Below are 13,995 nucleotides of genomic sequence, written 5' to 3' on the forward strand. Positions count from 1 at the left end.
CGGCGGGCTCGGCGGTGACGAGATTCATGTCGGGTCGCCCTTCCCGTCCGGCGGGTGGCGGTAGCGCCGATGCCCGGTCCCGTCAGCAACGGGGCCACCAGCCGCGAGAGCCGGCGCCCGGACGAGCTGGGGGACGTGCTCGGCACGGGCGAAGCCCCGGCAGCGCGGTGGAAAATGTCGTCGCCGGCCACAGCATGGTAGGACCCGGCCGCGCCGGGCGGGGCGCCTGGTCAGGAGGGTTGGGCCGCCTGCATGGTCGTGCCCGGAGGGCTTGGCAGAGGCTCACGGGCGAGTCCGAGCACACCGGGCGGCGTGACGCTCGCGCCGCTCAGCTTCTGGTAAAAGGTGACGGTTCAGCCCACGCTGTTCCCGACGCCGCGACGAGCTCACCGGCGGCGGCGCGGCGGAGCCGCGCGGGAGCGGGCCGCTGCACAAGCCGTGTCCGCGAGCCCGGCCGTGGCGCTGACGGTAGACCTCGGGGTCAAACGCCGGTGGGCGACCACCGGATGAGCCCAGGGATCGCCGGTTCGCCTGCTGGTCGACCTTGACCGGGATGGTCAGGGCGATCTTGCGCCGGCGCAGGTAGGCGCGGTTCGCCCGGGACGAGTAGGCCTTGTCGGCCAGGACCCGATCCGGTCTGGACCGCAGCCGGCCAGGCCCGGTTCGGGGGACTCGCACCGCGTCCAACACGGGGATGAAATGCGGGGAGTCGCCGCGCCGGCCCGCGGTGATCAGCGCGGCGGGCGGCCCGTCCATCGCGGCGTCAACGTGCTTGTGCTCGAGTACCAATGACCGGGTGACGTAGTCGCGGGCTGAACCGTGCCCAGGCGAGCACGACCGCGACCGTCGCCAGCTGGATCGAAGGAACGGCTGCCGGAGCGAGCTCGAGCAGCAGGGCGCCGATGCCTGCGCCCGCGATGAGCCCGAGCAGGATGGTCAGCGAGGGGGCGACGTGCTTGATGCCGCGGCCGGACGTGAGTCGGATGACCACCGACGTCAAGGTGCCGGTCAGATACGTGGTCGACAAGCCCGACACCCCGAGACGCTGGATCGCGCTGCTCTGCAGCCCGAGCGCCAGGGCATTGATCGCGAGCAGGGGTAGCAGCCAGTCACGGTCGGGACGTGAGTCCAGCAGCCACCAGGTGGCTGCGAACACGGAGAACAGGCCGAGCTCGATGCACAAGGCCCGTGACACCTGGGCCGGCCAGAAGGAGTCGTCCTCCCGCGGCGTGCCCGCCACCCTCGCGCCGATCGCAGCGCCCACGATGAAGCTGACGATCGCGCAGGCCGTCAGGCCGAGGGCGGCGCCGTCCCGGCGGGCGAGCGCGACGCCGAACAGCACCATGTTGCCCGTCATCACGCTGGTGAAGACGTTGCCCAGGGCGAGGAAGCCGATCGCATCGCTGGCCCCGCTGGCGACGGCGAGCACGACGACGAGCCGGTTGCGCTGTCGCCCGGCCGCGTGCTGCGGCGACGCCTCGGAGGGCGTGGTCGGCGAGGAGAAAGGGCGCCTCATCCCGCCGATGATGGCAGGTCGCCATGCTGAGCTCTGGCTCGGAGAGGGCGCCCGCCCGGCGGGTGATCCCGCCGCCGGATGACACAACCTGCTGGGGCACGACCGGCGCCGGAGTCCACACTGAGCGGGAGACCTCCCTTCCTCGCGGTCCTCCGAAGCCGTGTCGCCGCATCATCAGCCTTCATGGCAGACCGTCGGGCTCGCGGACACATCGCCATGCGTGGCGGCACCGATCAGCTGCTCATGCCCGTGGCAGGCGCGGCACTCGAGCTCGGCAAGCGCCTGGCCGCCGTCGATGTCGGTGGTCCAGAGGACGCCGGTGGGCGGGACGAACCCGGTCTTCGCGACCAGCCGCACGGCCGGCGGGTGAACGTCAGCACGGGAGGACCCCAGGCGAGTGCGGGCGAGCGGACGAGGGGCCGGGATCACCTGGCGCAGCAGCAGCCCAGACGGCGGGCTCGGCGGAGGCGGGGTTTCCGGTCCGCCAGGGCCCCACCCACCGCCGCCGCCGTTGTCGTCCCGGCCGCCGTCAGCGTCGCGGGCCCAGCGGATGACGGCCACCAGGCGGACCAGGAACAAGACCAGCAGGCACAGGTGCACCGGCGCCGCCCACGGGAGGGCCCCGTGGTCGAGGCCGGCCAGCGCGTCCGGGTCGTAGACGATGTCAGGCACCGAATCCTCCTTCGGGGTGGCCGCGTCGACGGCGTGGTACTCGTGGTGGCACTCCAGGCAGGACACGGTGTCGGCGCCCGGGCGGTCCGGGTACGTCCACCTGTTCCGCCGCACGGCGACGGTGGGGTGGGCAGCGATGTCGGTGCGCGTGTAGCGCTCGACCTGTCCGGCCACGCTGAACCCGTCCAGGGGGTGGCTGTGCGCGGTGATCTCCGTACGCCGGGCACTCACACATGGCGCCTGGCCTGCCATTGGGCGGGGGAGCCGAACGTGCCTACCGAGGTCATCACGATGAACTCACGGGTGGTCTCGACGCGACCGTGGTAGTTGTCCACGGTGAGGACCAGCGCCCGGTAGTCGGATGCCTGGGAGTTGATCGTGCGGGCGAGCCTGCGGGCGGCCGTGCGTTTCATAGTTCTGTCCCTGGGCGAGTGGATGTCTGCCGCGAGCAACTTCTGACCGCGTCAAGCGTCACCTCGGACGGCCCGCGTGTCGTCACCGGCAGCCCGAATCCGTGCTCCTGGCAGGCCGGAGTCCCCGCGTACCTGCCAGCTGGACAGACGGCCCGGCCCCGGGCCGTCCGGTGCCTCAACCCGCGAGCTGGGATGGTTGCCGCTGAGCCGGACGAGCAGTCTGCTGGAGCCGTCACGCGAAGCGGATGAGAGTGAGCGGCGGGCCGCCGACGCCTCTACGGGGTAGAGGCTCCACACTTCACATGGTGCTGACCCGGCGCGCAGGGGACTGGTGGGCCCACGCCCCGGGTACGCACATCGCTCCGACACAGGCTCGCGGTGCCGCCTGCTTGCCGAACCCGGTCGCGGGCTGGGCGAAAGTTCCGGGTAGCTGGAATGCAGATCGGCAGTCCGCCTTGCCAGGCTGAGGTGATGGTGTTGCGATGTGTCATCGTCGATGACAGCCGGCGTTTCCTGGACGCTGCGCGTTGTTTGCTGGAGTGTCAGGGGATCACCGTGGTCGGTGTGGCGTCGACCAGCGCGGAGGCGTTCGAGCGGGTGGCGGAGCTGCGGCCGGACGTCACCTTGGTGGATATCGACCTCGGCGGCGAGAGCGGTGTGGAGCTCGTCGGGCAACTCTGTCGGAGGGGTGCGGTGCCCCCGTCCCGTCTGATCTTGATCTCGGCCCACGCTGGGCAGGACTACGTCGATCTGGTCGCGGCGAGTTCGGCGGCCGGATTCCTGTGCAAGTCCGCCTTGTCCGCCGAGGCGGTCCGGGGCCTGTTGGGGCCGGGGGACGGTGATCCCGTTGATGCGGTCAGCGGGCTTCGAGGAAGGTGAGCACGGCGAGTGGGTCGTTGCGGCGGCGGGCGGTGACCAGCTCCTGCACCAGCGCGGGGTCCACGACCGAACCCCCCTCGGCGATCCGTTCGAGGGTGTCGATGAACTCCGCCACGTCGCTGACCCGGCTCTTGAGCAGGTAGCCGATTCCACGGCCGCCCGCTGGTAGTGCCATCGCGTGCTCGATGCCGGTATGGGCCGATGGGACCAGGATGCCGATCTCGGGGAGCTCTTGGCGGATCTCCCGGGCTGCCTCCAGGTCCTCGGACGTTCTGGCTCGGCGGCATTCGGATGTCGACCACCACGGGCTCGGGCGTGACGGGCGGCCTACCCTTCCCGTTGTCGTCAAGTGTCCGATCGGTCCGAGACAACGGCGTCGGCAGTGCCGCCCCCACGTCGGGCGCGTCCGGCGTATAGGGCTCGTCGGCATCCTGGCGCTACTGCCAGCAGGAACGAAGGACCCCAGCCAGCATCACAGCGTGACGGCCGCTGGCGGTGATGCGCGAAGTGGGCGTGTCGGCGACGCTGTTTCCGTGAGGCAGAGGCACCTGCGCAGCTCTCGGCCGGCGGCTCGACCGGGCTGTCGGCCGAGAGGGTCGCGTCCAGCTGCTTTTCGCGAGGAATTGTGAAACAGCCCGATCGAGCACGCCGCGCCCCGGACTGAGGACCGCATGACGAATTGGATGACCAACCGGCGTTCCGAGTCGGACCAGTGCGACTCGAGCGTGGATCTCATCGAAGTGATCGGGGGCCGAGGCACTCCTTACCTGTGTCCGAACATCTCCGCGTTGGACCGGCACATCGTCCGGTTGTACACGCATATCAAGAACACCGGCCCGCTGTTCCGGGAACTCATCCAGGAGCTCTGGGACGACATCGATCTGCTGCTCGACCGTCGAAGGTTTCTGGAACTCGACCTCCAGGTAAGCGATACCCCTGACGGCGACAGGTGACCAGCCAAAGGAATATCGCCACTCCCAGCAGGTGTACCGGTGACACGAGTGCGAAACGCGACAATGCACGACATAGGGCAGAAGAAATGCTGAAGACCCGGCCCCATCGATGTTCACGCCGTTGAGCCGTCGGGCCTCGCCACCCTCCGAGCCGTCGCCGCCGGTCGCTGCGACTTGTCGGGGGACTGCGGCGGGTCACTGACCGTTGATGGTCTGTGCTGCTGCGAGCAGTTCGTCGGCCAGCGGCCGGCTAGGGCCGGGCTGATCGCCCCCGGATCCCCGCCCGGGCCGGCGCGGCTCACCCCATCCGGTCGAATGCTGCTCGGGGCGGCGCGAGCATGCCGAGCCCGATCAGGCTTCGACGGGGCGACCGCGTGCGGTGGCGAGGATCAGAGCCGCTGACCTGACCGCAGCGAGAAGGTCTCCGGGGTCTCCGCCATTTGGCAGGACTTGTACAGCGCCAGCGGCTGTGGCATCGCGGCTCGGCGCGGCGGGCCGGCGGCGGTGGCGAGGATCAGGCGGTCAGCGCAGCACATGGAGGTCCATGGCGAGCCGGACCAGCTCGGCCCGCCGCCGCAACCGGTGCCGGCGCAGCATCGTGGTGACGTGGAACTTCACCGTGTGCGAGCTGATGCTCAGCTCCTCGGCGATCGCGTGGTTGTCCTCGCCGCGGGCGATGAGACCCACGATCGCCAGCTCGCGCGCGGTGAAGGAGTCCGCCGCGGTCGGCGCGCCGACCGACCGCCTCAGCAGGTGTCCGGCCAACCTCGGGTCGAAGTAGCTGCCGTCCCGGGTGAGCTCGCGGAGGATCTCGGGGATGCGCGCCGTGGTGGTGTCCTTCAGGACGTACCCGGCGGCGCCCGCGCGGATGGCCTGAGCGAGGAGGTCGGGGTTGCCGTAGGCGCTGAAGACCAGGACGGTGAGCGCGGGGTGCCTGCTGGTCAACAAGGAGCACAGCTCAGTGCTGTCCTGCCCGTTCAGGCGCAGGTCGAGCAGCAGTACGTCGGGCTGCTCCCGTTCGATCAGGGTCGGCGCGTCGGCGGGATCGGTGGCCGCGCCCGCGAACTCGAGGTCGTCCTCACGGTCGGCCACCGCCCGCAGCCCGTCGTGGATGATCGCGTGGTCGTCCACCACACAGAAGCGGATCATGTCGGGATGGTCGCGCGGAGGGCGAGCCCACCCCGCGGCGAGGGTCCGACGGTGAGGTGTCCGCCCGCTCGTGTCGCGGCGGCGCGCATGCCGCGCACGCCGAGGTGCGGCTCGGCGCCGACCAGGACGAGATCGAGTGCGTCGGCGTCCAGGCCGCATCCATCGTCCTCCACCGTGAGGGCCGCGGACCCGGCGGTGAGGTCCAGGACGACGTGCTCGTGGGTGCACCCCGAGTGGATCTCCGCGTTCACCAGCGCCTCCTGCCCGATCCGCACGAGCGCGGCGGCGACGGCTCCGGCGACGAGGTCGTCGGGCCGCGCTCCCACGAGCTCGGACGTCCGGTGCACGCCGGCGGCCCGCTGCACATCGGTGATCTCCTCGAGCACCTGCGCGGCCCGGCGGGTCCGGTGCTCCCCGGTCAGCACCGTGAGCTGACCGCGCAGCGCGTCCATGCACTGCTCGGCGGCCGAACCGATCACGGCCATCCGCCGACGCAGGTCCTCGTCCCCGCGCTGCGCGGCGGCCTCGGCCTCGAAGCCGATCTCGAGCAACCGACGCACCACGTTGTCGTGGACGGCGAAGGCCAGGCGTTCGCGTTCCTGGCGCGCGACGACCGCGGACCGGTGCTGCTCGACCGCGCGGCGCTTGAGCCCGAGGGTGGCGTAGCCCGCGAACTCGCGCAGCAGGTCCTCGTCGGTCTGGGTGAAGGGGTGCAGGTACCGATCGCCGATGTACAGCACGGCCCTGACCTGCTCGTCCAGGAGCAGCGGTGCGGCCATGGCCGAGACGATCCCCTCGCGCACGGTCTCGGCGACGGGCGCGGCGTGCAGGCGGGCGTCGCTGGCGTAGTCCAGGGACCGCACGGGCCGCCGCACCGATCGGGCCAGGCCACCGAGTCCCTGCCCCAGGTCGACGCGCAGATGACGGAACTGCGCGGTCCGGATGCCGAGGACCTGGTCGAACGTGAACGTGTCGGTGTCGTACTCCGGCAACGAAAGGTAGGCGACCTCGGACCCGAAGAGATCGCGGGCGGACACGAGGATCGCCGCGAGTGCCGAGCCGGCGTCGTCGCTGCTGGCCGTGGCGTCGGCGACCTCCGAGAGCGCGGCGCGAAGATCCGCGCCCATCCGCCGTGCCCCGTCGCGACGACCGCACCGCACGGCCGCGCTCACGCGGCGTGTGCACCGGGCCTGGAGCTGCCGCTCGGACGCCGGGGGAAGTGGCCGGGCGAGGTTGCCGACGATCACTGTGCCCGCGCCGAACGCATCCCGCCAGGGGACCGTCACCGCGGAGTGCAGCCGCAGCCGGAGTTCACGGACGGTGGAGGCGACGTCGAGGTCGACCAGGACCTGTGGGCGGTTCCGGGGCAGCACGTCGCCGAACACGAGGGGTTCGTTCGGTAGGAGCGGATCGACCGCTCCGGCTGTGCTGGCGGCCAGTACGAGGGCGTCACCCGCGGCGGGGTTCGGTCGGTAGACGACCATCGCGGCGTCGGCGCCGAGCACCTCGCGGATCTCGGCGAGCACCGGGTCGAGCGCCTCGGCGATGCTGCGGGACTGGCCCGCGTCCCACAGGTAGTCGGCGCGCACGCCCTCCGTCGATCGAGTCACCGGTGTCCCCTCGTTGCCGCCGGCTCCAGTAAAGCCCGCACCGTCCCGGCCTCGGCGGCGGGGGCTCTGCGGCCTACCCATACGGGTAGGAGCGAGACGCCCGGACGGCAGTGGGAAGTCTGCCGACATCGGTACCGCCGGTTCTGGTCCACTGGACGCTGCCCGCGGCGGGCCGACCCGATGGTGCGCCGCGTTCGTCGAGGAGGATGTACATGGCGCCCATCCGGACATCGTTCGTGCTGCCCGGGCTCGCCGGCCCGGCCGAGATCGTCGTGGACCGCTGGGGCGTCCCGCACATCTACGCCGCCACCACCTACGACGCCTTCCGCGTGCAGGGGTTCAACGCCGCCCGCGACCGGCTCTGGCAGATCGACTTCTGGCGCCGGCGTGGTCTGGGGCGGCTGTCGGAGGTGTTCGGTGCCGAACACGTCGAACGTGACCGCGCGGCCCGGCTGTTCCTCTTCCGCGGCGACACCCACAGCGACTGGCTCGCCTACGGTTCGGACACCAAGCGGGCGTCCACCGCGTTCGTGGAGGGTGTGAACGCGTTCGTCCGGATGACCCGCGAGGACCCGGGGCTGCTACCGGTGGAGTTCCGGGAGCTGGGGTACGAGCCGGCGTTCTGGGAGCCGTCGGACGTCACCCGTATCCGCAGCCACGGGCTGTTCTACAACGTGCGCGACGAGGTCGCCAGGGCACTGACGCTGCGTGACCATCCGGCGGAGGTGGAAGAGCTGCGCAAGCGGCGCGAACCCCCGCGGCCGCTGCACGTGCCCGATGGCCTGGACCTCGGCGTCATCCCCGACGACGTCCTCGCCGTCTACGACCTGGCGACCACCCCGCCGGTTTTCGGCCCGCCGGCACCGCAGGCCGCCCAGGGCGACGTCCTGCCGGAGGGCAGCAACAACTGGGTCGTCTCCGGAAGCCGCACCGCCACCGGCCGCCCGGTGCTCGCCAACGACCCCCATCGCGCGGCGGCCGCGCTGCCGGGGCTGCGCTACCTCGCTCACCTCAGTGCGCCCGGGTTCGACGTGATCGGGGCCGGTGAGCCGGGGTTGCCGGGGATCTCCATCGGGCACAACGGGCGGATCGCGTTCGGCCTGACGATCTTCTCGATCGACCAGGAGGACCTCTACGTCTACGAGACGAACCCGGCCGAGCCGCTCGAGTACCGCTACCGGGACCGGTGGGAGCCGATGCGCGTCGAGCGCGAGACGATCACCGTGCGCGACGGGGAGCCGGTGGAGGTCGAGCTGCTGTTCACCCGGCACGGACCGGTGATCCGCACCGATCCGGAGAGGAACACCGCGTTCGCCGTCCGGGCCGCATGGCTGGAGCCCGGGATGGCGCCCTACCTGGGCAGCATGGACTACATGCGCGCCCGGAACTGGGACGAGTTCCTGGGTGCGATGAACCGGTGGGGGGCGCCGCCGGAGAACCAGGTCTACGCCGATACCGACGGCAACATCGGGTGGAAGACCGGCGGGCTCACGCCGATCCGGCGCAACTGGGACGGGACTCTGCCGGTGCCCGGCGACGGCCGCTACGAATGGGCCGGGTTCTACGACATGGACGAGCTCCCGGGCTCGTTCAACCCGGAGCAGGGCTTCGTCGCCACGGCGAACGAGATGAACCTGCCCCCCGACTTCCCGGCGGACCGCCACATCTCCTACGACTGGTACGCCCCCTACCGGCGCCACCGGCTGGACGAGGTGCTGGCGGCGGCCGACGCGTCGACGTTGCCGGAGATGGTCGCGCTGCAGAGCGATTTCGTGAGCATCCCGGCGCGCCGGATACTGGCGCGGCTCGCAGCGCTCCCGCTGAAGGGTGGCATCGACGGGCTCGACCTCCTCCAGGACTGGGACGCCGACCTCCGCGCCGACTCGGCCGCCGCTGCGCTGTTCGAGGTCTGGTACCGCCGCCACCTGCGGCCTGCCCTGCTCCAGCGGGCGCTCGAACAGATCGTCGGCGCCGACTCGGCCCCCGGGGCCGCAGCCCGTATCGCCGCCAAGGAGGACCTGCTCGCCGACGCCCGCGTCGACCTCGACCTGCTGGAGACGCCCGGCGACCGGCTCGGCCCGGACCCCGAGCGGTTCCTGGCCGACACCGTCGGCGCCACGCTGCCCGCCGCGGTGGCCGAGGTCGAGACGCTGCTCGGCGCCGACCGCGCCCGGTGGAGCTGGGGGCGGCTGCACGTCGCCCGGATGGCCCACCCGCTCGCTGCGGTGCTGCCCGGCGTGCCGCAGGAGCAGCTCGTCGCCGGACCGCTGCCCCGCGGCGGCAGCGGGGACACCGTGGGGAACACCGCCTACGGGCCCAACTTCGTGCAGAGCGCCGGGGCGACCTTCCGCATCGCGATCGACGTCGGCGACTGGGACGAGTCGCTGGCGATGAACGCCCCCGGCCAGTCCGGCCGACTGGACGACCCGCACGCCACCGACCTCTTCGCGTCCTGGGCTCGCGGTGAGGCGTTCCCGCTGCTCTACAGCCGCGAGCGGGTGGACGCCGCCGCGGACCAGATCATCACCCTCGATCCGCCCGGCTCGCCGGCCTGAGCCGACCGACCCCTACGAGAACAGGAGAGCGACTCATGGGACACCTGCAGTTGCCAGAAGGCAAGAAGATCGCCGTGAACCTGGGGACCGACTTCGACGCGCAGTGCCTGTGGCTCGGCGCGTTCAACCGGCCGAGCCCCGCGTTCATGTCCCGAGGCGAGTTCGGGGCGGAGGTCGGCGTGCCGCGGCTGCTCGAGCTGTACAAGCGCTATGACGTCAAGTCCACCTGGTTCACCCCGGGCCACTCCGTCGACACCTTCCCGCAGTGGTGCATGAAGATCCTCGACGACGGCCACGAGTTCGGCCACCACGGCTACTACCACGAGATCCCTCCGGCGATCAGCCGCGACACCGAACGACGGCTCGTCGACCTGGCCTTCGCGTCCTACAAGAAGGTGCTCGGAATCCGCCCGACCGGCTACCGCTCCCCGTACTGGGACTACAGCGAGAACACCCTCGACATCATCGAGGAGTCGGGCTTCCGCTACGACACCAGCCTCATGGCGCGTGACCTCGTGCCCTACCACCCCCAGCGCTGGCAGGTGAACTGGGAGAAGGGCAACGTGGCCGGCCGGGCGAGCGAGGTCCTCGAGATCCCGGTCAACTGGTATCTCGACGACTTCCCGCCGCTGGCCTACACGGGGACGTCCACCGGGATGCAGGACACCGAGACGATCTTCCGGCGCTGGCGCGACATCTTCGACTACGCCTATGAGCGCGTCGAGAACCCGGTGTTCGCCTCGTGCGTCCACCCGCAGATCATCGGCCAGGCGCACCACATGCTCTGGTACGAGCGGCTGATCGAGCACATCGCCGGCAAGGACGGCGTCTGGTTCGCGACGTGCGACGAGATCGCGCAGTCCTGGGTGGACGACGACCGCGACCGCGAGCTCATGGCCCTCCCGGACGTCCGTGGCGTCGAGCCGCCGCCGGCGGACTCCGGCTGGGCGACGGCCTGATGCGATGACGGTCCGCGGGGCCGCCCACCCGGGGCGGCTCCGCGGGCCGGAGTCACGACTGCGCCTCCGAATTCCTGCCCGTGCCCCGAACCTGACGGCGTCCCCTGCCCTGCGGCGTCCGGCTCGGCCCATCCCGGCCCCCGGCTGCGCCGACCTGGTGGATCGACGATGGCACGTCAACGGTGGTCGAGCCAGGTCCGGGAGGGCCACCATGGCCGCGGGGGGCCTGCGCCGCGGCCGCCCGCGCGCTGCCGGACCGGGCTGCGCATAGGCGAGGACCGCTACCCGGCGGGGGAGTGGGCCGCCCGGGAGCGGGAGGCCCTTGGCGCGCTGCGGGTGCTGGCCGGGGTTCCTCGAGCTGTACGCCGCCGACCGGATCGCCGGCCTCGCGCCCGTCGGCCACGCGTTGCTCGCCTTCATCGTCGCCGCCACCGTCGGCCTACTCACTCGAAGCGCGCTCGCCTCGACCGTGATCACTGTGCCCGTCTACGGGGTCGTGATGCTCGTGCTCGCGGCGGTGCTGCGGCGCCGCTACCGGGCGCCGGAGGCCTTGCCGGTGGCGGGGGAAGCGGACGTCGGGTCCGCGTACGAGCCGGCCCGCCGTACCCCTGCCCGCACCCCAGGATGCCCCTCCGTGCTGGCCGCGCGGGAGCAGACGACGTTCGACGACGCGGCACGTCGCCTTCGGATTCGGCGCTCGTGCCCGCCTCGGTGCGCCGCTGGCTCGGCTCGAGGGCCAGATCGTCGTGGAGCGGCTGCTCGCCCGGACCTGGGCGATCGAACTCGTGTCCGAGGAGGGCAGGGAGGCGGAGTTCCGTCCGAGCTTCATCTTCCGTGGTCTGCGCACGCTACCGCTGCGGATCAGCTTCCGGTGAGCACGGTCGCGCGGGCACACGGGCCCCTCACGAGCGCTTCTCCTCGGTCAGCGCGGGCTTGCGGTCGGTGACGAGGAGGACGCCGAGGATGACCACACCCACGACGAACCAGCCGAAGCCGAGGGTCTGGGCCGCAACCTGGGCGTTGACGACGACGTAGGCGAGGATCGCGAACCCGATCACCGGGACGGCGAGGTGTCGCCAGTAGTCGGTGTTCTTCTGCCGCACGAGGTAGTGCACGATCACCGAGACGTGCAGCACCAGGAACGCCGACAGGGCGCCGAAGTTGACCAGCGTCGAGAGCAGGGTGATGCCGTCCTCCCGGGCGCTCATGTAGATGCCGAGCACGAGGGAGACCGCGGCGACCAGCAGCGTGGCGTTGACCGGTACCCGGCGGACCGGGTGGACGCGCCCCAGCAACGCGGGCAGCTGGCGGTCCCGGGCCATCGCGAACAGCAACCGCGACGTCGCCGCCTGGGCGACCAGGGAGTTGGCGAAGCCCCACGCGATCGCGGTGGCCACGGCGGTCAGGGTGGCCAGCCACGGCCCTGCGGCGACTCCTGCCGCGTCGTAGAAGGCGGTGCCCTCGGGGTCGCCGTCGGTGATCAGCCTCTCCGGCGCCGGGACCAGAAGGGCCGCGACCCAGGTCTGCACGATGAACAGCGTGCCGGCGAGTACCAGCGCGGCGATCATCGCCTTGCCGATGGACCGGGCGGACTCCCGGTTCTCCTCGGCGAGGGTGGAGATTCCGTCGAAACCGAGGAAGCTCAGGACGGCGATCGAGACGGCACCGAACACCAGGCCGAGGGAGAACGTGTCGCTGTTGTAGACCGGCGTGAAGTCGAACCCGCGTCCCGCACCGTTCGCCAGCGCGACGACCCCGATGACCAGGAAGATCGCCAGTACGACGAGCTCCGCGATCAGCATGAGCTTGTTGATCCGCGCGGTGGTCTCGATACCGAAGTAGTTGACGACGGTGTTCAGGACGACGAAGGCCACGACCCAGAGCCACACCGGGATCGACGACAGGATCGAGTTCATCGCGACCCCGGCGATCAGGTACAGCAGCCCGGGAACCAGCACGTAGTCCAGCAGCACCATCCAGCCGGCCAGGAAGCCCACCGGCTGGGCGATGCCGCGTCCGGCATAGGTGTAGACCGAGCCGGCCATCGGGAAGGCCCGTGCCATCTGCGAGTACGAGGCTGCGGTGAAGGCCATGGCCAGCATCCCGACGGCGTAGGCGAGGGCCACCATGCCGCCGGCGGCCTGGAAGACGCTGCCGAAGATGCCGAACGGGGCGATCGGCACCATGAAGATCAGGCCGTAGACCAACAGGTCGGTGAAGCTCAGGGACCGCTTGAGTTCCTGACGGTAGCCGAAGGCCTCGACCCCGGATCCGCCCGCCGATGCGCCGGTACCGGGCTCGCTCACGGTGGCTCCTCTCCTGCCCGCACCGAGCAGGGCGGGAGGAGAGTATGCCCAGTTGCTTCCGGGTGGAAGTAGTAGGCGGGCGCCGGGTTCGATCCGTTCGCGCCGTCGCGCTGGTCACCCGGCGGCAGCCGCAGCGACGAGATCGTCGGCAGGATCGCGCGCGAGCTGAACATCGGCTGGTGGAACATGCGATTCGGCATCTACGGCCGGTAGTCCGTCGTCGACGCCCAGTACGAGATCGTGCAGAAGGCGTTCGCCCGGATCCCGGGCGTCGAGTTCGACACGAACAAGTACCCGGGCGACGTGGCACCCGACGCCGTCGACCCGGCGAACCAGGTTCCCGGCCGGTGGCCCTCACCGAATGCTTCGCGATCTTCCTCGACGGGCCGGCGAACCACAGCCCGGCGATGCACGACAAGGGCTTCGCGTTCCCCTACCTCTGGGACTTCGAGTACCCCACGCGATGGGCCCTGGTGCCACGCACTTCGGCCATAGGCACGACGCGACTCCAGCACGGAGCCGCCGCCCGGAGGGAGTCGCGGCCGGGAGGGAGTCGCGTCCCCTCGGGTGAAGGTCGGAGCCTGGTGGTCCTTCAGCCCGAGCTGGGCTCCCTCGATACCCATCGGTTCGGGAGCCTGAGCACGGAGTCGACGGACTCGCGGGTCGGGTCGTCGGAGTCCGGCCACAGCGCCTCGACGCCACCCGTTGCCAGGGGCACGGGCTCAACGGACGTTTCCTTGGCGTGACCGGGGTCGTCTACGCCGAGGGCGTAGAGGTCGTGTCGCAGGGGGACCTGGCCACTCGGGCTTGCCCGCGTCCGGCACGGCTCGATCGTCGCCGCGCGGATTCCGCAGGGCGCGCCGATGAGTTCCGCCTGTGCGTCTGGTCTCTATTGCGACCACACACGCCGCACCCTGTGAACGGAGCCCTCCGATGACCTCGACCGCCGCCGTCCCCGTCACCTCCCGCGCCGCGAGCGCCGT

General features: G+C 71.1%; 13 protein-coding genes and 1 pseudogene. 5 read left to right on the forward strand and 9 right to left on the reverse strand.

The features are described 5' to 3' along the window. Positions 1-282: 282 nt before the first annotated feature. From JWP64_RS16240 to JWP64_RS16255, 4 genes and pseudogenes are all read right to left on the reverse strand, one after another. Positions 283-756 carry a transposase gene (locus tag JWP64_RS16240; protein WP_297497471.1) on the reverse strand — a complete coding sequence of 158 codons (474 nt, stop codon included), beginning with the start codon at positions 754-756 and terminating at the stop codon, positions 283-285. Between the two features lie 7 nt (positions 757-763). Further along, positions 764-1,429 (reverse strand): YoaK family protein, encoded by a 666-nt coding sequence (locus tag JWP64_RS16245; RefSeq protein ID WP_297497475.1) that lies wholly within the window; start codon positions 1,427-1,429, stop codon positions 764-766. A gap of 336 nt (positions 1,430-1,765) precedes the next feature. Next, positions 1,766-1,909 (reverse strand): annotated as a pseudogene (gene thyX, locus JWP64_RS16250) (FAD-dependent thymidylate synthase); the annotation flags it as partial. A 506-nt stretch (positions 1,910-2,415) separates the two neighbouring features. Then, positions 2,416-2,601 carry a hypothetical protein gene (locus JWP64_RS16255; RefSeq protein ID WP_297497478.1) on the reverse strand — a complete coding sequence of 62 codons (186 nt, stop codon included), beginning with the start codon at positions 2,599-2,601 and terminating at the stop codon, positions 2,416-2,418. A gap of 435 nt (positions 2,602-3,036) precedes the next feature. On the opposite strand from JWP64_RS16255, the gene JWP64_RS16260 reads away from it, so the two are divergent. Beyond that, positions 3,037-3,480: a response regulator transcription factor gene (locus JWP64_RS16260; RefSeq protein WP_297497481.1), complete on the forward strand. Its 444-nt coding sequence runs from the start codon at positions 3,037-3,039 to the stop codon at positions 3,478-3,480. Here the strand turns inward: JWP64_RS16260 and JWP64_RS16265 are convergent. Further along, positions 3,458-3,655, reverse strand: coding sequence for a hypothetical protein (locus JWP64_RS16265; RefSeq protein WP_297497483.1), 198 nt, complete (start codon positions 3,653-3,655; stop codon positions 3,458-3,460). The two genes, JWP64_RS16260 and JWP64_RS16265, sit on opposite strands and share 23 nt — an antisense overlap. Before the next feature lie 550 nt (positions 3,656-4,205). On the opposite strand from JWP64_RS16265, the gene JWP64_RS16270 reads away from it, so the two are divergent. After that, positions 4,206-4,433 carry a hypothetical protein gene (locus JWP64_RS16270; RefSeq protein WP_297497486.1) on the forward strand — a complete coding sequence of 76 codons (228 nt, stop codon included), beginning with the start codon at positions 4,206-4,208 and terminating at the stop codon, positions 4,431-4,433. 522 nt (positions 4,434-4,955) lie between these two features. Here JWP64_RS16270 and JWP64_RS16275 read toward each other — a convergent pair. Together JWP64_RS16275 and JWP64_RS16280 are read right to left on the reverse strand one after the other, a co-directional pair. Then, positions 4,956-5,582 (reverse strand): response regulator transcription factor, encoded by a 627-nt coding sequence (locus tag JWP64_RS16275; RefSeq protein WP_297497489.1) that lies wholly within the window; start codon positions 5,580-5,582, stop codon positions 4,956-4,958. Next, positions 5,579-7,192 (reverse strand): GAF domain-containing protein, encoded by a 1,614-nt coding sequence (locus tag JWP64_RS16280; RefSeq protein ID WP_297497492.1) that lies wholly within the window; start codon positions 7,190-7,192, stop codon positions 5,579-5,581. Before JWP64_RS16280 ends, JWP64_RS16275 begins: the two co-directional genes overlap by 4 nt. 212 nt (positions 7,193-7,404) lie before the next feature. Here JWP64_RS16280 and JWP64_RS16285 point away from each other — a divergent pair, with 212 nt between their 5' ends. The 3 genes from JWP64_RS16285 to JWP64_RS16295 all read left to right on the forward strand — a co-directional run bounded on the left by JWP64_RS16285 (position 7,405) and on the right by JWP64_RS16295 (position 11,581). Further along, positions 7,405-9,747 carry a penicillin acylase family protein gene (locus JWP64_RS16285; RefSeq protein WP_297497495.1) on the forward strand — a complete coding sequence of 781 codons (2,343 nt, stop codon included), beginning with the start codon at positions 7,405-7,407 and terminating at the stop codon, positions 9,745-9,747. 35 nt (positions 9,748-9,782) lie between these two features. Next, entirely contained in the window at positions 9,783-10,706 is a 924-nt protein-coding gene (locus tag JWP64_RS16290; RefSeq protein WP_297497498.1) for a polysaccharide deacetylase, read from the forward strand. A 746-nt stretch (positions 10,707-11,452) separates the two neighbouring features. Continuing rightward, the gene (locus tag JWP64_RS16295; RefSeq protein ID WP_297497501.1) at positions 11,453-11,581 is read left to right on the forward strand and encodes a hypothetical protein; all 129 of its coding nucleotides are present in this window, start codon (positions 11,453-11,455) and stop codon (positions 11,579-11,581) included. Positions 11,582-11,608: 27 nt separating this feature from the next. Here the strand turns inward: JWP64_RS16295 and JWP64_RS16300 are convergent, their stop codons facing one another. Both JWP64_RS16300 and JWP64_RS16305 read right to left on the reverse strand, forming a co-directional pair. Then, positions 11,609-13,012 (reverse strand): APC family permease, encoded by a 1,404-nt coding sequence (locus JWP64_RS16300; RefSeq protein WP_297497504.1) that lies wholly within the window; start codon positions 13,010-13,012, stop codon positions 11,609-11,611. Beyond that, positions 13,009-13,212: a hypothetical protein gene (locus tag JWP64_RS16305; RefSeq protein ID WP_297497507.1), complete on the reverse strand. Its 204-nt coding sequence runs from the start codon at positions 13,210-13,212 to the stop codon at positions 13,009-13,011. The genes JWP64_RS16300 and JWP64_RS16305 overlap by 4 nt, the downstream gene beginning before the upstream one ends. Positions 13,213-13,995: the final 783 nt, after the last annotated feature.

Source organism: Pseudonocardia sp., from assembly GCF_025465255.1.
GTDB lineage: Bacteria > Actinomycetota > Actinomycetes > Mycobacteriales > Pseudonocardiaceae > Pseudonocardia.